The 21102-nt window shown below is 37.9% G+C and carries 10 protein-coding genes and 1 pseudogene; 1 reads left to right on the plus strand and 10 read right to left on the minus strand.

Annotated features, from left to right (window positions below; genetic code table 11):
- Window positions 1-59: 59 nt before the first annotated feature.
- From V1L65_RS10595 to V1L65_RS10610, 4 genes are all read right to left on the minus strand, one after another.
- Complete coding sequence (locus V1L65_RS10595; protein ID WP_331699107.1) at window positions 60-728, minus strand: helix-turn-helix domain-containing protein; 669 nt, start codon at window positions 726-728, stop codon at window positions 60-62.
- Between the two features lie 141 nt (window positions 729-869).
- Complete coding sequence (locus V1L65_RS10600) at window positions 870-1238, minus strand: CDI toxin immunity protein (protein WP_331699108.1); 369 nt, start codon at window positions 1236-1238, stop codon at window positions 870-872.
- Between the two features lie 16 nt (window positions 1239-1254).
- A complete protein-coding gene (locus tag V1L65_RS10605) occupies window positions 1255-6969 on the minus strand; it encodes an RHS repeat-associated core domain-containing protein (RefSeq protein WP_331699109.1) in 5715 nt (1904 codons plus the stop codon).
- Between the two features lie 92 nt (window positions 6970-7061).
- Complete coding sequence (locus V1L65_RS10610; protein ID WP_331699110.1) at window positions 7062-8735, minus strand: RHS repeat domain-containing protein; 1674 nt, start codon at window positions 8733-8735, stop codon at window positions 7062-7064.
- Window positions 8736-9599: 864 nt separating this feature from the next.
- Here V1L65_RS10610 and V1L65_RS10615 point away from each other — a divergent pair.
- A pseudogene (locus V1L65_RS10615) lies at window positions 9600-9773 on the plus strand (helix-turn-helix domain-containing protein).
- Between the two features lie 307 nt (window positions 9774-10080).
- Here the strand turns inward: V1L65_RS10615 and V1L65_RS10620 are convergent.
- From V1L65_RS10620 to V1L65_RS10640, 6 genes are all read right to left on the minus strand, one after another.
- Window positions 10081-10533, minus strand: a complete 453-nt coding sequence (locus V1L65_RS10620; RefSeq protein WP_331699111.1) for a hypothetical protein — start codon at window positions 10531-10533, stop codon at window positions 10081-10083.
- On the minus strand, window positions 10518-16235 hold the full coding sequence (locus tag V1L65_RS10625; RefSeq protein WP_331699112.1) for an RHS repeat-associated core domain-containing protein: 5718 nt from the start codon (window positions 16233-16235) through the stop codon (window positions 10518-10520). The genes V1L65_RS10620 and V1L65_RS10625 overlap by 16 nt, the downstream gene beginning before the upstream one ends.
- Window positions 16236-16255: 20 nt before the next feature.
- The gene (locus V1L65_RS10630) at window positions 16256-17965 is read right to left on the minus strand and encodes a hypothetical protein (RefSeq protein WP_331699113.1); all 1710 of its coding nucleotides are present in this window, start codon (window positions 17963-17965) and stop codon (window positions 16256-16258) included.
- A gap of 577 nt (window positions 17966-18542) precedes the next feature.
- Entirely contained in the window at window positions 18543-18797 is a 255-nt protein-coding gene (locus V1L65_RS10635; RefSeq protein ID WP_331699114.1) for a CDI toxin immunity protein, read from the minus strand.
- Window positions 18781-18912, minus strand: a complete 132-nt coding sequence (locus V1L65_RS28725; RefSeq protein ID WP_442955688.1) for a CDI toxin immunity protein — start codon at window positions 18910-18912, stop codon at window positions 18781-18783. The genes V1L65_RS10635 and V1L65_RS28725 overlap by 17 nt, the downstream gene beginning before the upstream one ends.
- 470 nt (window positions 18913-19382) lie before the next feature.
- Window positions 19383-21086: a hypothetical protein gene (locus V1L65_RS10640; RefSeq protein WP_331699115.1), complete on the minus strand. Its 1704-nt coding sequence runs from the start codon at window positions 21084-21086 to the stop codon at window positions 19383-19385.
- Window positions 21087-21102: the final 16 nt, after the last annotated feature.

Genomic DNA, 21102 nt, shown 5'->3' on the forward strand with positions numbered 1-21102 from the left:
ATGTTATAAGAAGCGACACTATGCTACATCGTCCTCACATCCCTTACAGCTTTCTCATTTTAATCTTTCATCCATAGCAAATCATGCTTTTTAAGAAGCTTAAACAATTCATTATGAAAACTTTCTTCCTCTTCGTCCCATACAAAAAATCCTGTAATCCCCATGAAATACATCATAGAACGTAAAGCTTCAATGCGATTATCATGTTTTCTCTCCCATTGCAATTGCTGCTCATCATCCAACCCTAATGGAACAGACTCATTAAGTACATTTGTCATCCTTTCTATTATTTCATAAGCTTTATTGCCTCTATCTAATTCATAAAGTTCATTGTACAACTCGCCTTGGAGCGTAAGAATAACCTTCTCTATCTTCAATTCCTCTGTAGCCATTCTCCATTCATCTTCATGAGGATCAATTATTTTTGTATATCCATATTCCTTACCATCATCGTCTGCAATAACATCTTCAACTTCAAACGAATCTCGTTTAGATTCACGTCTTAAATAATCGAGTCGTAATTCTATTTCTTCAACTTTAGTAAGTTCCTTCTGAAAGAAATCTTCTTCAATCCTAAATAATTGTGACAATGCTTCAAGTTTTGCTTTAGGTATTGGTCTGCGTCTACTAAGCCAGTCTGTGACTGTGGATGGTGTGATCCCTAGCTTCTCAGCTAATTTCTTATATGTTCCGTTATACAGTTTTACAATGTACTCTAGACCTATCATTATTAGCCCTCCTACCATGACGTATCAATACGTCTTACAGTTAATATACCATTTGACGTGTCGACACGTCAATAACATTCTGAAAAATACTTACAAAAAGAAAAACCACATGGAGTTGTTACACTCGCATGTGGCATTATATTATTCACTATAGCCTATCATTATTTCTCCTTCATGATAAAACTCAATAACAAATTCTTCAGGAGCGTATATCCAAGTATCGAAGCTTACCCTTTTAATATAATCAATATTCTCTAGTATATTTGACAATTTCGATTCAATAGCTGGAAACAATGCATTGTCCCAAAGGATATATGCTCTTACATCAACTGCGTTTTCAACAAGTAAATCAAATTTTTGTTTAGCCTTAACTTGACTCCAATCAATTCTTCCATAAAACGTAAAAGGAAAGCAGTCTTGTAGACTATCAAACAGCTGAATAGTTTCCACTTCTGACAATATTAAAGCCTCTTTACCCAATTTTCCGATACACTCTTCATATAATGACATATATGCGACCCTTTCATTAATTTAAGGAATTAATAATCGATTTATATGCTTTTTCTCCACCTTCAATTTTAAAAACATACTTTTCTGTACCATTTCTAAAGTCCTCCACATTTATATGGAATCCTTTATCAGGATCAAAATCAACTCTCCAACGCACCTTACCATCAGCAGATTGTCTACCTATTATCTTATTATTTCCGTAACTTGTTTTAAGTCTTCCTACGTAAGCCTTCGAATTTGGTCCCATATCACCTATAATATCAAAAGCTAGGTTTCTCGCTTGCTCATAAGATTTAAACGTACTTTTTAGTATTTTTTCATTACCCTTCTCTGTAAATTCAAAAGCTCTTTCTATCTTCCTCCCTTCATTACTACTTAATTTTACAATCAATTTACCACCCTTAATAAATTTACTAATAGGTATAAAACCTGCTAAAGCAAGGGATTTTTCAAAAAATGATGCTTCATGATCCAATACTGTATTAATATCATCCAAAACCAAGAAATTTGCAACTGCCATAGATGCTTCAATTGTTCCTGCTTTAGCCTCTTTCCAACATACCCCTAATCCTACATTAGCACAATGAATTGCTACTTTTTGGCGTGCTAACCATGTTCCAGTCGGCATAGTAATATTCCCTGTCGGATCAACATAAATCAACGGATTATTAAGCACATACGTATATCGGTTTTGACTAAGTGGATTATTCAATTCCCCTTCATACGTATCCTCATTAATAAACCGTCCTAGACTTGGATCATACCATCGTGCACGCAGATATTGTAGCCCCGTCGTTTCATCCCAATATTCGCCAGAGTAGCGGAATAAGTTGTCTACTCCTCCATTCACATTAACTGTCTGGTCGATGGTATTACCCCAAATATCATACGTATATGTGTTGAGTTCCTCTCCGTTCTGCCCATACAGTCCCACTACATCACCATGCCCATTATGGACATAGTATGCTTTAGCACCATTTGTTCCTACTTGCATGGCTAGACCATTTCCACGAATGTAACTAGTTTTCGGAATGACATCACCGTTACTTTGGACAATCCCTTCCGCAATAATATCCTGCCCATCATAGTAATAGCGAATTGTTACATCATTGTCGATACGTTCCACTAACAGGTTGTCTCCATTGTAGCGATACTCTACTTCCTGCGCATCAACTGTTGTAACTTTAACCAGTCGGTCCCATTCGTCATATTCATACTGGACATTTTTACTGAGATCCACGGCGCTTTCAGACTGCAGCACCTGTCTATTCCCTCTTTTATCATAGCTATAATCTTCATTAAAAAGGGAAGACGTTTGAATCCGGTTCATATTGTCATAGGTAAATAGGTCTTCGGTTGACTGTCTGCTAACGGACTGTTCTCGCGATGACATGTTATTGCTTAAATCATAGGCATAGGTAAACTTGAACAACTCTGCCTGATTCAACGTATGTGTCATTTCATTGAGCCTTGCATAGGAGTAATCCATTTGTGTCAATATGCCGTTGCCAAGCGTAGTTTTATTCCATTGACCTTTGGCATTATATTCGTAATTCGCAACAATACCTTGGTTCCAAGACAGCTGTTCCAATTGATTCTTCCCATTATAAGCATAATCAACCGTCCCTTGGAAAGGTGTGTCCATACTCGTTCTTAAACCAGCATCATCATATTCATACGTGATACTCTTCTGATCCGGAAAGATAACAGTCTTCAATTCGCCTGTGTATGGATCATAGACATATGATGTCACTTGATTATGGTTATCGGTCATGCTAGCGCGTGTACCATCGACATTATACGTATACTCGATGGCATCACCTGTCGGACTCGTTTTACTCAGCAAGAAATTGCGATCGCTATACATATAGGTAAATAGCTGTCCTTTTTTATCGTATAGCGCAATCCGGTTGCCATTGCCATCATATTGATAATGTTCGCTCTTATTTAGCGGATCAATGGATTGAATAAGTTGGCCTAATTGGTCATACTTTTTCTTACTAATCGCTTGATCCGGGTAAATAGTTTCAATCAGCTGTCCTTGACGATTGTAAAGATAAGTATATTCGTTATTATCAGCACCTCGTACACTTGTTAATTGTCCTAATGCGCTATAATTTAATGTGGTTTGATTCCACTTCCCGTCCCACTCTTGTATGAGGCGATTTGCTTGATCATAGGCCCCCCGCCACTTTGCTTTATAGGCTTGGCCTTCTTTCTCTTCCTGACGAATGACACGACCTAAATGATCGCTAATTTCTCTTATTTCTTCCTCGCCATGCTTTGAGGTTACCATAAAAGATAGATCATCATAAATAATAGTCTGCATTAAAGAAGCTGCTACACTCGTCGTCAAGACCCTTCCCCAGTTATCATAGGTCATCGTTTGATGTACAAAATTAGGGTCCCTGCTCGCGATTACCCGTCCAAAGGCATCATATTCCTGGATGGTCTTATTCCCCTTCTTGATGGGATCTTCGCCTGCTTGAGCTTGTGGATTTTCAACGTACATCCCACTCTCGACCTGCCAGCCCAGTGCATTCCACTTCACATAATTTTTGCGTCCAAGCTCATCGGTTTGAGTAGCTTCGTTATTCGTATCATCAATATCCAAGGACACCATGCTATTGTCTGGATGCTTAGTCGTGACCATTCGGCCTAACGCATCATACGTGAATGTCGTCATATGCTGATTGCCATCTTTTACTGTTAGTACATTCCCCGTTGACCGATCGTAAGTGGCTTCGACCACTTGTGTCTTCGCAATCCCAGTAGCTTGTGTAAAGGTAGGTGCCACAAGCTGCGTGTACGGTCTGGTCACTTTTGTAGGAAATCCGTAGTTATATAAAGCGCTATATTCAATTTGTGTTTCCCTATTCATGTCCTGATCTAGTGATCTCACTAACGTTTGATTCCCGTAGCTGTCATATTCGTACTGGGTATGCTGTAAGATGGTACCTGTGGGAGAACCTTCTCGCACTTTGACTTCAGTCATAGCTCCTTGTGGATTACGAGATACGACTTCTGTATATAGGGACTGACTCGCAGTTACTGGCTCTACAGAAGATGCTAAGCGTTTTGTTCCGCTATGATACGTATACGTACTCGTTAGATTATGCGGATTTTTAACTGTTAAGATATTCTGATAATCATCATACGTCGTTGTACTCGTTACTGGTACTGTTGTAGTAGAGGTCGCTTCATTCCGATAGAAAGTCGATATTCCTGTAGGATTCGTTCTTCGTTTTGCCTCGTCGTAAGTCATATCCGTCACTTTTGTAATCGTTCCGTCACTGAATCTCGACTGCGTGTTGTAATACATCGAGCCTGCATTTGAATTAATATATTGCTTTTTATAGGACATTTTTGTTTCTAGTAAACCATCAAAGAGCGTAGTAGAGAAGTTATAGTTTTGGTTGTAAGAGCTTGCCATATCTCCTGTGTACACTAATGTCGAAACGTTGTATGCGTAAGGGATTTGTTGACCATCATGATGAACAAGATCTTCACGCTTTATTAAGCGGTATTGTTGATTGTATTGCCCGCTTCCGATCCAACGGCTGACAGGATTTGTTTCATACGTATATTTGCTTTTCACCCCTGTTGGATGGGTTACCTCCGATAATAAATAATAAGGGTTACTCATCGAACCTGAACCGCTTAAACTAAAGACAGCGGGTTTATACTCGTATTGATAGGCTGTTGTACGGCCAATGGGATCGGTAACTTCCTTCAAGACTTCTTTTCCTTCTTGTACTTCTTTGTCGTACGTAATGGTTTTGCCGTTGTAGGAAATGACCACTTGCAAGCCGGTATAGGCAATGGTTAATTTATTTTGCAAAGCATCTTCGATGGAGGTTAAGACAAGGCCATAGGCTGCATGGTTGGTATACCCAAATCGAATGGTATTTTGATAACCATCCTCGAGTTGCAGGATGTTACCGAGAGAATCAAAATAATACTTCATCCCGTAGACCGACGATAAGGCATATTGAGATTGCCTGCCCTCATACGACACAGATGTGTTATTCTGAAAACTTAGATCAGACCAAGGATAATTCACCAAACTAGAACCGCTTACTTCGTAAATACCTTGTCCAATACTGACATACTTCTTATTATTTTCAAACTTCATATACGGCACATTCCAGCGCCAGCCTTTTCCGATCGGAAACTTCTTGTCGAAAGGATCATCTTTTACTTTGTTGTAAGCCGTCTGGCTAACTAGGACAGTATAAACAGGGCCTGGATTATAATAGTATAATTCATATTCATAATAACCACTGCTAAAGGATCCTCCTTGACCACTACTATTGCGTGCACCAGATGCAATTATATTTTTTTCCAATTCGGCTACACTTGAAGAAACGTATACGCCATCATTTGTTTGATACGTTGTTTCCGTCCATTCAGTATAACGCGGATAATCATAAACGTTAGGCGTTGGTGTGTAGCTGTATTCATAAATATAACTACCACTACCATGAGTGCCGCACGGATGAACGACATCATTATCTTGTGGCGGCGGATTAAAAATCGCTCTTTCAAGCGCTTGCTTCGAATAGTAATCGCCTCTACCGAATAATTGAGTCCCTTTTGGTTCTGACCAGACCACACCACCTGATTTTACATTATTTATACACGCATACTTTACTAATGTCCTGTTATATTCTTGAAAAAGTGTGTAATAGATATTTCTAGTTCGAAATGTCGTCGAGTAGTCAAATACGTAACCATAAGTACTACTTATATCTAGATCCATTGCGCTTTTTTGTGCGTCATTTGAATCATACGTACGCTGCAGTGTAAAAGACAATCCATTTCTTCCTGGTAAGGTAAACTCTTCTTCGGCCAGTGAAATACCACCGGATAGAAGTGAAATATTTTCATGGTAAAGTCCAACCTGATAAGGTGCGGTATCATTTTTTAAAGTAGGAATCTCAATGGGCTCGGTGGGATTTGTATTTTGTATGCTTGCCGATTTTCCATGTTCGGTTGGTATCTCCGTTGGTTTTTCATACTCTACCCGTAGATCAATCCCATCGAAAGTAAGAGGTTGTTCCTGCTCTTTCTGAGGTTGTTCCTGCTCTTTCTGCTGTTCATCAAGGAGTAACATGGTTTTATCTATATTCATTTCTTGAAACGCATTAGCAGGGTCTTGCTCCCATAGCATCGTAAATACCTGAGGAAGAGTTAAGCCATTTTCTAATTTCTCCTCTACCCATTCTTTCTCAACGTCAAATTGATTGATTAGATCTTCAAGGGTCATTTTTGAATACGCTTCCATTAGTTCGCTAGCTTGTTTCGCATAGGAGCGTGCGAAATTTAATCTTTCCTGTTCTACTTCTAACCTCGCTTCACTGAGTTGATCCAAATCCTCTCCAGTATTCAGGCTTCTAAAACGCTCATATTGCTGTTGCTGAATGGCAATTTCAGCTTCTGTTCCTTGGAATGCTGGTTGTATAGCCTCTATTTCATGAAAGGGTGATTCTGTTATAGCATTTTCGATTACTGGTTGATCAATTGCCGGTTCACCCGGGAGCTTGATTGCTTCTTCCCAGCTTACTAGCAAATCTTCATCATTTACTGGCAATAAACTTTCAATTTGTTGATCAGTGACTTCACTGTTCGCTTGTACAGAATAACTGCCAATAAACTCAGCATTCGATCCAAGTAGTACAAGACAAAGAAGAATAGCAATAAAAGGTTTAATTCGATATCGATATCTCATTTAAAATCTCCTTAGTATTTTTATAACATAGTGTGATGGATGTAACTTGTTTTATTCTAATCTAAAAAAATACGAAAGGATTACTTTATACCTCAAAAATTATCCTCGACATAAGTTCTTCCTAACAGATTGCCGTTATCATCATACGTAAATATCCAGCGGCTTGAAAATGTTAATTCAATTGAAATAAGTCTCCCATTATTGTCGTAATTATACTTCGATCTATATATTGGATTACTTGGGGGTGAGGGTTGGTCAAAACTATCAAAGGCTACAACTGTAAGTTTGTGGGGATAACTTCCACCGTATGTAAATGTATTGTTTGGTGCATAGACCATGCCAACTTCCTCAGTTCCGTTGTAAATCTTATAGTATGCCACATGTACATCATTAGCAGGTGGAATATCCCACGTAAATTCATTTGGACTAGATTTTATACTTTTAAATCCTGTTGGTTTTAATGGTGGCGAAGAAAAAGTAAGATTTTGGTACTCTACATATAAAACAGCATTTGACCAGTCATAGTATTGGGGTAAATTAGTATTAGAAAAATATAAAAATGAGGTGTTATCCCCATTTGCCCATCTTTGTACTATATTTATTAAATTATTTGATTCACTAATTTTAGGGTTGTTTCCAATCCAACCTTGTATTTCACCCGAAAATTGAACATTTCCTACGTTTAAAACTTTGGCATTTACCACCTTTATTTTACTCTTATTAAAGGTAAATAAAATTGCCCCGCTATAATCCATAATATAATGTATTTCATATGGATAAAATGTATGGTAGTTTTCATATCCAATAAGTGGGTAGGTTGTTAAGTCTACCGTAGTGCTGCTTTGTGTATTTGGTTGAAAATAGGTGGTTCTTTTTACGTTAATACTTTCAATACGTCCATAGTTTGAAGTTATGGTTGCTGGAAAGCTAAAGCTTGAATTAGTAACATTTAAATTAAGAAATGTCTGGTTATTTTCAGTTTGGAACTCTTGAACTACTTCTAATCCTTTACCATCCGAATCAATCAGCCATACTGAAAAAAGATTTATCTCATCAACTGAAAGAAATTCTTGTGTTTGTCCTTCAACTTTAAACCTAAATTCTGATGGAGAGTTCTCCGAGTTTAAAATTATAGAACTTCTAAACCCGCTTTTAGTTAATTCAAGAGACATATCCGTGTCTGTCCATACATTTTCATATAATAAGTTGTCACTCTGTTCATTATAAATAGCTGCTGTTGCTTCATTTATTCCAACTGGGGTTAAGTGGAGGAGGTTTTCATTATTACCAATAGAATATCCTTGTGAAATATCAAGATTTACCTCTGTCATAAAATGTGTGTACGGTGCGACATAGGAAGAGTTAGTATTCGATTTTGCTCCCAGAGTATTCGATAACTTTGCTTGATTATTAACTTGCTTAGAAACGGAAGGATCTTTAATAGCCTGATCCTTCTTCACGAAATATGACTGAACATCCTGAAACAATCCATTTTTATCTTCATAATGGATAGGGCTTGCATGAATCTCAGCTGCAAAATTCCCATTCTTTAGCCTGTAATGTTTCTCATGGCTCGTTCTTTTCTCCACTAATTCTTGGGCTAATCCGCTTTGAATTTGCTTTTCTATAGACTCTATCGTGCTTGTTGATTTCATAAGATCACTTTGAGTGTCAGCAAATACGTCCTGCAATATAAGTGAAGTAAACAGCAACACTAAGGAAAATACCATTGTCCTATAAACTCGACTTTTAAAATCAAACTTCATATGTTTATTACCCCTTTCAAAAAATAAAAATCATAATAAAGAGAGAAAGTGCTTTCTACATTCGAATTTATTAGCTAATGCTATCTATTTAAAAAAATACCTCCTTTTTTAATATTCCGTTGTTCATCCTTAATATCTCATTTAAGGTTATATATTGTAAACGTCTTTAATGTTTCTTTAAATTTTTGATAAAAATTAGCCTAGGCAAAAAATTTCCCGGCTTGTTAGAATACATTTTATTGGGATCTGGTTTACCTTTTAACTTTCATTAGTTATTCGTATTTAAAATCTGTAATAACCATTTCGGGTTTGCCAGAGCTGTAAGTACTTACACAATAGGTGTAATTCTTCTATCAGCCTTGGGTAATAGCCGCCTTTGCTCTGACTTGCAATTCTAGCCATATTCCTCTTCCTTTCAAAGCAGTGTATTGTATAAATCTATATAAAAAGTCAGTACCCGGAACTTTACGGATACTGACTTGTAAGCGCAAAAAAGCCCTATGAGCGCAGGTCTTTAAAAAGACATACAACCCATAGGGTTTAATACTAGACATAATAATAAAAATAAAAAATTATCGTTTAGTTATTATATCATAAGTAGTTAATTCTTTTTATCTGTTTTTCGGATAAATATCATTTTTATTATCTGAATTCCACTATTTTAAATGTGCTTGATTTCTACATTTGAATAAACAGGTTAGTCGCCATTATTCGAACGAAAGTTTCCTATAAGCTGTTCAATAATTGCTACGTTATCCATCGTTTCTAAGTGGCGGGTTGAAGATAAAGTTAAAGGTATTTTGGGATCATCTAGATTTTCACAAGCATGGGAAGTTGCCATATGGATGATGCTAAGAGCATGATATTAGCCTACGTGAGCTTTCATGTTTGACTGATATTAGACATGCGGCTCTTAGTTAATTGACTAATTATAAGCGGCAGAACATTAATTTTGGCCATATTGAGCGGATTGCCGAGGCGTTACAAATTGAAGATATTCGTATGATTATTGATTTGCAAGAGATTGCAGATGAATGAAGACTCCCTGTTAAAATGGTGGGTCTTCATTTTGTTTTTAGCAAAAGAAAAACCACATGGAGTTGTTACACTCGCATGTGGCTAATCCTACAACCCAATCATGAATTCCATCCCAGTACCCTGGAGCACCTTCACTTATCGTTTCAATAATAACTTTTAAATTAACTCCAGTCGCTTTTCCGTTACTTAGAATAAAACTAGCAGTACCAATTGAACAATCAGTATAACTACAAGCAATGCCCATCCAGACGTAGATTCGATAGCTTCTTAGACGTGAGAACTATTTACTGTCCAGTATCTTAGTAAATTAAATTAATTTCTCATAAAAATCTAAAGCTACTTTATTATTGGGATCAATTGTTAATATTTCCGTTGCAGCTCGTATTGCTTCGTCTTTAGAAACAACTTCATCGGGGATTAAGTGCAAGAGAATTATCATTTCTTTTAAAGAAACATCACTGGAGTCTAATTCTATTGCCCTTCTAACATGGTACAAGCTCGTTTCATATGCCCCCTCAATAAAAGATAGTGGATTAATCATTACTGTTGCAGCAAGACTGTGAAGATCTACTGATTCCTTCTCAGCTATCAATTTACAGATAAAGGAGTATACCACTATGTTGCTCATTTCGTAAGAAATTTCCAGGACTAGACTTTCTAGCTCAATTGGATCATAATTATTTATTAATTTACTTGCAGCAGAATATCTTCCCTGTGTTATAAAATTGATTATTTCATTTTTAGTCATTTTGTCACCCATGCATTTCCAATTTTTATTGTACCATCAGCCAACTTATTGTAAGTTACAACAACAAGTTCGTTATTTACATACATCGATTTCATAAAGACATTTTTATAGCTACCTTGAGCACCTTTAGCCATTACTGTTGTCATAACAGCTGCAACTTGATCCCAATTATCTGGATCTTTAACAACTTTACTCCAAAGATGTTTGCTTTTAAGTATATGATTAATATTATTTGCACTAAGAGCAGCTATCTCTTTAGATATAACCGCCTTAGCCCCTTCTTTTACCCCCTGTTTTACAATTGCTTTTCCAAGACCTTTTACAGCATTTTTAGGCAAGGCTCCTTGAAATAATAAAAGTGGGTCATCATAAATAGGTATGGATCTAGCATTACCATAGTATAAATCGATCGTAAAGCCTGGTTTACGTTCTAAAAACACCACTTTGTCTTCGAAATAATTTTCCCAATAATTCATACTTCCATATGGCATATTTGATGAATTTATATAACCAGTCACTTTACCATTTTCAATTATAGGCCTATTAACGTATGCGCTGTCATCACCTAAGTAGATCGAAGAAATTGAATCACACTCGCCATCGTGAGCCCATTTCCCATCAGCAGATACACAATAATTACCTGTAGGGTCAGCATAGATCAATGGATTATTATGAACATACGTATAGCGATTTTGACTTAACGGATTCGTTAATTCTCCTTCATAAGTATCCTCATTAATAAATCTGCCTAGACTCGGATCATACCAGCGTGCACGCAGATATTGCAGCCCCGTTGTTTCATCCCAGTATTCACCCGAGTAGCGGAATAAATTATCTACTCCTCCATTAGCATTAACCGTCTGGTCAATGGTATTGCCCCAGATATCATACGTATATGTGTTGAGTTCCTCTCCGTTCTGCCCATACAATCCCACTACATCACCATGCCCATTATGGACATAATACGCTTTAGCTCCATTTGTTCCTTCTTGCATGGCTAGACCATTTCCACGAATGTAACTCTTTTTCTGGATGACATCACCGTTACTTTGGACAATTCCTTCCGCTATAATATCCTGTCCATCATAATAATAACGAGTCGTGACGCCATTTTCGATGCGCTCTATTAACAGGTTATCTCCATTGTAGCGGTACTCCACTTCCTTCGTATCAACTGTTGTAACTTTAACCAATCGGTCCCATTCGTCATATTCGTATTGGACATTTTTACTGAGATCCATCGTACTATCAGATTGCAACACCTGTCGATTCCCTCTACTATCATAGTTATAATAATCATTAAAGAGGGAGGATGTTTTAATTCGGTTCATATTATCATAGGTAAACTGGTCTTGGAATAACTGCCCGTTAATAGATTGTCCCCGCAAAGTGATATTATTGCTTTGATCATAGGCATAGGTAAACTGGAATAGTTCTGCCTGATTCAACGTATGCGTCATTTCATTAAGCTTAGCATAGGAGTATTCCATTTGGGTCAATATGCCGTTGCCCAGTGTAGTTTTATTCCATTGGCCTTTGGCATTATATTCGTAATTTGCGACAATACCTTGATTCCAAGACAGCTTTTCCAACTGATTCTTCCCATTATAAGCATAATCAACCGTCCCTTGGAAAGGTGTGTCAATACTTATTCTTAAGCCTGCAGCATCGTAGGCATACGTAAGACTCTTCTGATCCGGAAAGGTAACAGTCTTCAATTCGCCTGTGTACGGATCATAGGCATACGATGTCACTTGATTATCGTTATCGGTCATGCTAGCACGTGTACCATCGTCATGATACGCATACTCGATGACATCTGTTGGACTGGTTTTACTTAGCAAGAAATTGCGATCACTATACGTATAGGTAAAGAGCTGGCCTTTTTTATCGTATAGCGCAATTCGATTACCATTGCCATCATATTGATAGAATTCGCTCTTACTTAGCGGATCAATGGCTTGAATGAGTTGGCCTAATTGGTCATACTTTTTCTTACTAATCGCTTGATCCGGGTAAATAGTTTCAACCAGTTGTCCTTGACGATCATAGCGATAGGTATAAACGTTGTTATCGGCTCCGCGTACACTGCTCAATTGCCCTAATGCGTTATAGTTTAATTCGGTTCGATTCCCCTTCCCATCCCATTGCTGAATAAGGCGATTCGCTTGATCATAAGCTCCTTGCCACTTCGTTTCATACGTATTTCCTTTCTTCTCTTCCTTGCGGATTACACGTCCCAAATAATCACTAGTCTCTCTTATTTCTTCCTCGCTATGCTTTGAGGTTACCATAAAAGATAGATCATCATAAACCATAGTCTGCATTAAAGAAGCCGCTACACTTGTCGTCAAGACCCTTCCCCAGTTATCATAAGTCATCGTCTGATGCACAAAATTAGGGTCTCTGCTCGCGATTACCCGCCCAAAGGGATCGTATTCCTGGATGGTCTTATTCCCCTTCTTGATGGGATCTTCGCCTGCTTGGGCCTGTGGATTTTCAACGTATATCCCACTCTCGACCTGCCAGCCCAGTGCATTCCACTTTACATAACTTTTACGTCCAAGTTCATCTGTTTGAGTTGCTTCGTTATTCGCATCATCAATATCCAAGGACACCATGCTATTGTCCGGATGCTTCGTCGTGACCATTCGGCCTAGCTCATCATACGTGAATGTCGTCATATGCTGATTGCCATCTTTTACGGTTAGTACATTCCCCGTTGACCGATCGTAGGTGGCTTCAACCACTTGTGTCTTCGTAATCCCAGTAGCTTGTGTAAAGGTAGGTGCCACAAGCTGCGTGTACGGTCTGGTCACTTTTGTAGGAAATCCGTAGTTATATAAATCGCTATATTCAATTTGCGTTTCCCTATTCATGTCTGGATCTAGTGATCTCACTAACGTTTGATTCCCGTAGCTGTCATATTCGTACTGGGTATGCTGTAAGATGGTGCCTGTGGGAGAACCTTCTCGCACTTTGACTTCCGTTATATCTCCCTGAGGATTCCGTGATACGACTTCCGTATATAGAGACTGACTCGCAGTAACCGGCTCTACAGAAAACGCTAAGCGTTTTGTTCCGCTATGATACGTATACGTACTCGTTAGATTATGCGGATTTTTAACCGTCAGGACATTCTGATAATCATCATACGTCGTTGTACTCGTTACTGGTACTGTTGTAGTAGAGGTCGCTTCATTCCGATAGAAAGTCGATATTCCTGTAGGATTCGTTCTTCGTTTTGCCTCGTCGTAAGTCATATCCGTCACTTTTGTAATCGTTCCGTCACTGACTCTCGACTGTGTGTTGTAATACATCGAGCCTATATTTGAATTAATATATTGCTTTTTATAGGACATTTTTGTTTCTAATAAACCATTAAAGAGTGTGGTAGAAAAATTATAGTTTTGATTGTGAGAACTCGCCATATCTCCCGTGTACACTAATGTCGAAACATTATAGGAGTTTGGAATTTGCAACACATCATCCAGAACGACATCTTCACGCTTCATTAACCGGTACTGTTGATTGTATTGCCCACTGCCGATCCAACGGTTAACAGGATTTGTTTCATACGTATACTTGCTTTTCACCCCTGTTGGATGGGTTACCTCCGATAATAAATAATAAGGGTTACTCATCGAGCCCGAACCGCTTAAACTAAAGACAGCGGGTTTATACTCGTATTGATAGGCTGTTGTACGGCCATTGGGATCGGTAACTTCCTTCAAGACTTCTTTTCCTTCTTGTACCTCTTTGTCGTACGTAATGGTTTTGCCGTTGTAGGAAATGACCACTTGCAAGCCGGTATAGGCAATGGTTAGTTTATTTTGCAAAGCATCTTCAATGGAGGTTAAGACAAGGCCATAGGTAGCATGGTTGGTATACCCAAATCGAATGGTATTATCTTGATAACCATCCTCGATTTGCAAAATATTTCCGAGAGAATCAAAATAATATTTCATCCCGTAGACCGAAGATATGGCATATTGAGATTGTCTGCCCTCATACGACACAGATGTGTTATTCTGAAAACTTAAATCGGACCAAGGATAATTCACCAAACTAGAACCACTAACTTCGTAAATACCTTGTCCAATACTGACATACTTCTTATTATTTTCAAACTTCATATACGGCACATTCCAGCGCCAGCCTTTTCCGATCGGAAACTTCTTGTCGAAAGGATCATCTTTTACTTTGTTGTAAGCCGTCTGGCTAGTAAGAACGGGATAAATAGAGCCTGGATTATTATTAATTAGTGAGTAATCATAATAACCACCTTCGTAAGTACCGCCTCGACCATTTTTATTGCGATATCCATCATACATCCGGAATATTTCCGTTTGTGCAGCACTACTGGTAGCGTAGGGCGCATCATTTGTCTGGTAGGATGTTTGCAGCGTATAAGTCTCCGGAACATGTTCACGATGGGAAGAAATTGTTGTAGGAGTATAGCGTAATTCATAATAATAATTATTAGGATTACCATAGGTACCACAAGCATGGGCCATTTCATTGGCTTTAGGTGGTGGATTTGCCTTAGCAAGATCAACCCCGTACATCGAGGAATATATCCCACTAGTGATGGTTACATTTTCTTTAGGTCCTGACCAAACTACTCCACCCGTTTTTACATTATTAACACATAAATATTTGTCTACCGTTACATTATAAACATGATCAACCGTGTATTTTATATCTCTGGTAAAAAAGTATACCCAATAGTCAAACGTATAACCATACGTGGAACTTATTTCTAGGTCCATTGCGTTTTTTTGTGCATCATTCGAATCATAAGTGCGTTGTAGAGTGAAAGACAACCCATTTCTTCCTGGTAAGGTAAACTCCCCTTCGTCCAGAGAAATACCACCGGATAGAAGTGAAATATTTTCATGGTAAAGTCCAACTTGATAAGGCGCTGTATCATTTTTTAAAGTAGGAATCTCAATGTGCTCGGTGGGATTTGTATTTTGTATGCTCGCTGATTTTCCATGTTCTGTTGGTGTCTTAGCCGGTTTTTCGTACTCTACCCGTAGATCAATCCCATCGAAAGTAAGCGGTTGTTCCTGTTCATTCTGCTGTTCATCAAGGAGTACCATGGTTTTATCTACATTCTTATTTTGAAGCGCATTTGCAGGGTCCTGCTCCCATAGCATTGTAAATACCTGAGGAAGAGTTAAGCCATTTTCTAATTTCTCCTCTACCCATTCCTTCTCGACATCAAATTGATTGATTAGATCTTCAAGGGTTATTTTTGAATACGCTTCCATATGTTCGCTAGCTTGTTTCGCATAGGTACGTGCGAAATTTAATTTTTCCTGTTCTATTTCTAACCTCGCTTCACCGAGTTGATCCAAATCTTCCCCCGTATCCAAATTCCTAAAACGTTCATATTGCTTTTGCTGAATGGCAATTTCATCTTCTGTTCCTTGGAATGCTGGTTGTATAGCACCAATTTCATAGAAGAGTGATTCTGTTATAGCATTCTCAATTACCGGTTGATCAATCGCTGGGTCTCCTGGAAGCTTAATTGCTTCTTCCCAGCTTACTAGCAAATCTTCATCATTTACAGTGAATCGGTCATCCAATTGCAGATTCAAGGATTCACTGTTCGCTTGTACAGAATAACTGTTGATAAACTCGAAATTTGAACACAAAAGTAAAAAACAAAGAATGACAGCAATATATGTTTGAATGGTTTTTTTCATATTAAGACTCCTTTCTTGGACTAATCGTTTTTATCTCTGATAGTTAATAAATTCCCATTAGCATCATAAATAAATTCTTGTGTATATCCACCTTCGTAAGTAATTTCAATTAATTGATTTTTTTGATTATACTTGTACGTACGCTTTTTTCCATAATTATAGTGAACGATGTTACTTGCCACAGATTCATTTCCATCGAGATACCTTGCCTTTACTGAAAAAGAATATTGACCAAATGTTATATCAGTGGCTGTATAACTATAATCTGTTGTATAGCCAAAGAAATTATCCCCATTGTAAATTATAAAATCAAATATTTCATCATTATTTGGTCCATCTACACTCCACTGTAAAGTAATGCTATTTGCCGTCTTATTGGTAATTGCTAAATTAGTCGGTGGCTTACGAACGACTCCATCTGTCTCCACATAAAGCATTGCGCTGCTCCAATCATAAGTTCTCGGATAACCATTGGCGCTAAATAAAAGACCTTCATTCGGTTCTCCTGTTAACCATCGTTGAACAATTTCTTCCAATGTCAATCCATATAAACTAGTGGGTAGATAATCTCCCCAGCTTTGTGTAATCATTCGTGGTGCATTTAGCAATCCCCAATGGTCAACATTAACCAAACTAGCATGTGTTACAGTTGAATTATTGAAAATATTAAAAATATCCCCAAGTTCAAATTTTATCAATCCGTACTCTGTTCTCATATATTCAACTCCACCAAAATAGAGCTCACTCCCAATATCTGGTGTAGCTGTGTAATATATTTTTCTATTATGAATTGGAGTCGGATCTGTCTGGTCATATATATGTAAACGAGCAGTTTGTAGATTTTCCGCATAAACAGTTGGATCGACATAAATTGGATACGTTAAATCGGTTGTATCTACTTCCAATTCAAGATAATGTATACCATTTTTAGTATGTGTAGATTGTTTGACGTCACGATATTTTCCCTGTGCATCGACTAACCAAGCGGGTTGTATTGTCAATTCACCTAGTGTGAGATCATTAGATAGTTGTTCGCTTAATTGAAAGGTAAATGTACTCGGTGCATTGCCAGATTTTAAAATGATCGTTTCTTTAATTCCTACATCATTTACCTCTAATAATACATCGGTATCTATCCAAGGATCTGCATAAACGATTTGATTTTGATTATTTAACTTGCCTATAATGTCCTGCGCACCAATCGGCTTAATAACTAGAGAGTGGTTATCCTTGGATATGGTGTATCCATCAATAAAGTTCTTTGGTAAATTTACTCCAAATGGGACATAAGGCGCGTTAAAAAATTCCTTATTTTTTTGGAGGGGAATTTTCAAGTTACTCTGTTGGTGCATTTGTTTAGATATCAAAGTATTTAACTTAAGTATTTCATTACTTTCTACCAGCTTAAAACTAATATCTTGTAATTTACCATTTACGTCCTCGTAATGAATGGGCTTTTGCGAAAAAATAGTTGCCATTTTTCCATTTTTCAATTTGTAATGTTTAGTGTATTGGGTTCTATAAGATATTACCTCATGATCTATGTTTTCCCCAATCTTACTCATTGAGTTGTCAGGTGTTAATTGTGATTTTAAAAAAGATTCATCAGAAATATAACTAGTAAAATTTTTATCCTCATCAGGTGAATCGGCATAGATTTGACTCTGAGGTGAATGCAAAACAAAAAACATACAGAATAAACTTAAGATAATTCTCCATTTATAATTCATTTTAGATTTCCTTTCTATAAAAAATTAAGAAATGGCGCACTTTCATATAATGGAGCGCTCACAAAATGATGATTAGATTTCCTTTTCTTTCTATAAAAAATTAAGAAATGCAGTACTTTCACAAAATGGAGCGCTCTCAAAAATGAAGGTAAGTTAAAATTAAAATTACTACATAATATTTGATTCTGACACTACCTTTCGATACAGTATTACGGCTTCAAAGTGAAAACATGTATACTCGACATGGCTCATAGGCTTCTCCTCCTCTTCATTTTATGACAAATACATATATAATATCTCATTTTTCAGCATATAATGTAAATGTCTTTTAATTTACCATAAATAAGAATTTGAATTAAATTTTACATTTAAATACATAATGAATTCTTAATATCCGGGGTCTCACCTTAATATTAACCACTATATTTATTACAAATATAAATAAAAACTTATTGCAAGATTCTCGAAATTTTACAACGGAATCAATGAACACCCACAGTAAAAATGGCTGATCTTCAATTTTTTTATGGAAAAAAGAAAACCACATGGAGCTGTTATACTCATATGTGGCATGATATTATTCGCTATAGCCTATAATTATTTCTCCTTCATGATAAAACTCAATAACAAATTCTTCAGGAGCATATATCCAAGTATCGAAACTCATCTTTTTAATATCATCAATATTCTCTATTATAATTGATAATTTTGATTCAACTGCTGGAAACAATGCATTGTCCCAAAGGATATATGCTCTTATATCTACTACATTTTCAACAAGTAAATCGAATTTTCGTTTTAGCCTTAACTTGACTTCAATTAATTCTTCCATAAAACATAAAAGGAAAGCAGTCTTGTAGACTATCAAACAGCTGATTAGTTTCCACTTCCGATAATATTAAAGCCTGTTTATCCAATTTTCCAATACACTCTTCATATAATGACATATATGTTACCTTTTCATTAATTTAAAGAATTAATAATAGATTTGTATGCTTTTTCTCCACCTTCAATTATAAAAACATACTTTTCTGTACCATTTCTAAAATCCTCCACGTTTATATGGAATCCATTATCAGGATCATAATCAACTCTCCAACGCACTTTCCCATCGGTAGATTGTCTACCTATTATCTTATTATTTCCGTAACTTATTTTAAGTCTTCCTACTTAGACCGACCATCTTTATAAGTAGCTTTGTACAGCTTCGTTTGAAAATCCCTTCTAAATCATTTCCTTGGGCATGTAATAACCCATTAGGATGCTTGTCCGAATATAAAATAAACTTATACAAATAACCACCCTACTCTCGATGTAATACAAATAAAATATTCGCCCATAGGGGTTTAAATAGGCATCCTCAAGTCATGTTATGACTTTGGGGATGCCTGTTCTGTTTATAAACTGGCCAGCCGGTTTATTGCTGCTTTGCAGCCGCTGCGCTCTGCCAGCCTTCATTTATTGCGTCGCTAGCCAAGCTGTCTGCATGCTCGCCAGCCTCTGCTTTAACAGCCCACCATCGAATTTTAATTCGTGTCCGCTCTGTTTTTTGATGCAAGCGAATGCCAATCCGGAAGCTGCCCTTTTTCGGAAATTGTACGGTGCCGATCGATATTCGCGGATAGCTTGAAGCATATTCGCTGCCCTCGAATATTTCTTGCGGACCCGTGTATATAGAATTGCTGCGCTGCCACATTTCAGGCACCGGGATATCAGAGTGCTCCGACTCGTCTGATAAAGCTGCTGTAAGCAATACAGCCTCATTTGCTCCTATTTCCAGGCCATGTTCGATTTCTTCGGAATAGAAATTTTTCTGCCTTCGCTGATACCACTTTTTCACGGTCTGCGGAACGATTGAAATTTCTACAGTTCCAGAAGCAATATATCTTTCTTTCACTTCCTCGTGCTCCTGAGGAAAAAGTTCCTTGAATTCCTGCTCGATATCTGGAAATTGTACAATTGCAGCACTGTCCTGCTCTATCCCCATTGCTTTGGCAGCATCGGTACCTGCCTTGCTTGCAGCCGAATAGTCATGCGCCTCTTTATCGGCTGCGGCAAGGAGCTTATACAGCAACGTCGGGTTAATGACATAATCTTTAAACGGTAACGATTCTACTTGATCAATGACATAGCTGGCTCCCATCTGCAGCAAATGTATTTTGGCAATGTATAAACAAGGCTCAGCAGGCGATTCGATTGCACGATCCAGGGAACGGGAATGAAAGGCCTCCAAAATCCGCTCCAAGGCGCTTTGCCCAGCAGTTTCTATCATCTGCTTAATGTTCGATAGCTCATAGATGAGCTTATCGCCAATTACCAGCTTCGCAGTCCCTGCTTTTACACCGATGGAAATGACCTGTTTGTTTTCCTGCTCCTCATTATGCAAAGCACGTAAGCTGATTCGTTTTTTATAGCTGGCAGCGCCGCCATCCGTAGGCTCAGAAAATACGATCTTCCCTTGTATCAGCTCCTCCGCAAGCTCTGCATGAAGAAGCTCCGGCTCATATTCAAAAGAGATATGCGGTGTCTGCAGCGTCTTTTCGACAGTCAACTCAATATGGAACAACTGGCCAGGCTCTACATAACGCGGTACAGTCTGAAGCACCCTTACCTGCCCGTCATCGTACCACACTGTAGTATCCTCAATTAATGCATCGTATTCCAGCGCAGAAGGAGCTGGGGGCTGTTCCTTTACGTAAAGGCGATAGCTTTCCAAAATTCGATTATGCTCGCTTACCTCTTCATTCGCGCCTAAGGATCCCGTCACTGTATGCACAGGCTCCTTGCCTTTCTCATCATAGGCCAGGCAAAGATAAACGTTTTTGGCATAATCATTATTTGTGAATCCATCCATGTTCGAGAGCTTCATCGTAACGGGTGACGGTACGATTATTTCTCTTCCTAATTGGTCAAGCGCCGCGCCCGCTTCAATCGATATCGATTTATCATCCACTGCAACGACTTGAAGACCTGTAATTACCCCGCTTCCAAACAGCAAGCGGTTCGATAGACGCCGTTTGTCTGAATAATAAGTTTGCTCTGACATAAAGTCTCGGACCGTAAGCAGCTTGCCATAAAAATACCGATTGCGCTCAAACGGAATATACCTTGATCTGTTCATTGCTAATCTCCCACCC

Source organism: Paenibacillus sp. IITD108, from assembly GCF_036541265.1.
GTDB lineage: Bacteria > Bacillota > Bacilli > Paenibacillales > Paenibacillaceae > Pristimantibacillus.

Excerpts from the sequence above, each read along its gene's own strand:
- V1L65_RS10635 (WP_331699114.1), bottom strand. The coding sequence starts at position 18,797 with ATGGAAGAATTAATTGAAGTCAAGTTAAGGCTAAAACGAAAATTCGAT.
- V1L65_RS10610 (WP_331699110.1), bottom strand. The coding sequence starts at position 8,735 with ATGAAGTTTGATTTTAAAAGTCGAGTTTATAGGACAATGGTATTTTCC.
- V1L65_RS10620 (WP_331699111.1), bottom strand. The coding sequence starts at position 10,533 with ATGGGTGACAAAATGACTAAAAATGAAATAATCAATTTTATAACACAG.
- V1L65_RS10625 (WP_331699112.1), bottom strand. The coding sequence starts at position 16,235 with ATGAAAAAAACCATTCAAACATATATTGCTGTCATTCTTTGTTTTTTA.
- V1L65_RS10630 (WP_331699113.1), bottom strand. The coding sequence starts at position 17,965 with ATGAATTATAAATGGAGAATTATCTTAAGTTTATTCTGTATGTTTTTT.
- V1L65_RS10640 (WP_331699115.1), bottom strand. The coding sequence starts at position 21,086 with ATGAACAGATCAAGGTATATTCCGTTTGAGCGCAATCGGTATTTTTAT.
- V1L65_RS28725 (WP_442955688.1), bottom strand. The coding sequence starts at position 18,912 with ATGTCATTATATGAAGAGTGTATTGGAAAATTGGATAAACAGGCTTTA.
- V1L65_RS10605 (WP_331699109.1), bottom strand. The coding sequence starts at position 6,969 with ATGAGATATCGATATCGAATTAAACCTTTTATTGCTATTCTTCTTTGT.
- V1L65_RS10600 (WP_331699108.1), bottom strand. The coding sequence starts at position 1,238 with ATGTCATTATATGAAGAGTGTATCGGAAAATTGGGTAAAGAGGCTTTA.
- V1L65_RS10595 (WP_331699107.1), bottom strand. The coding sequence starts at position 728 with ATGATAGGTCTAGAGTACATTGTAAAACTGTATAACGGAACATATAAG.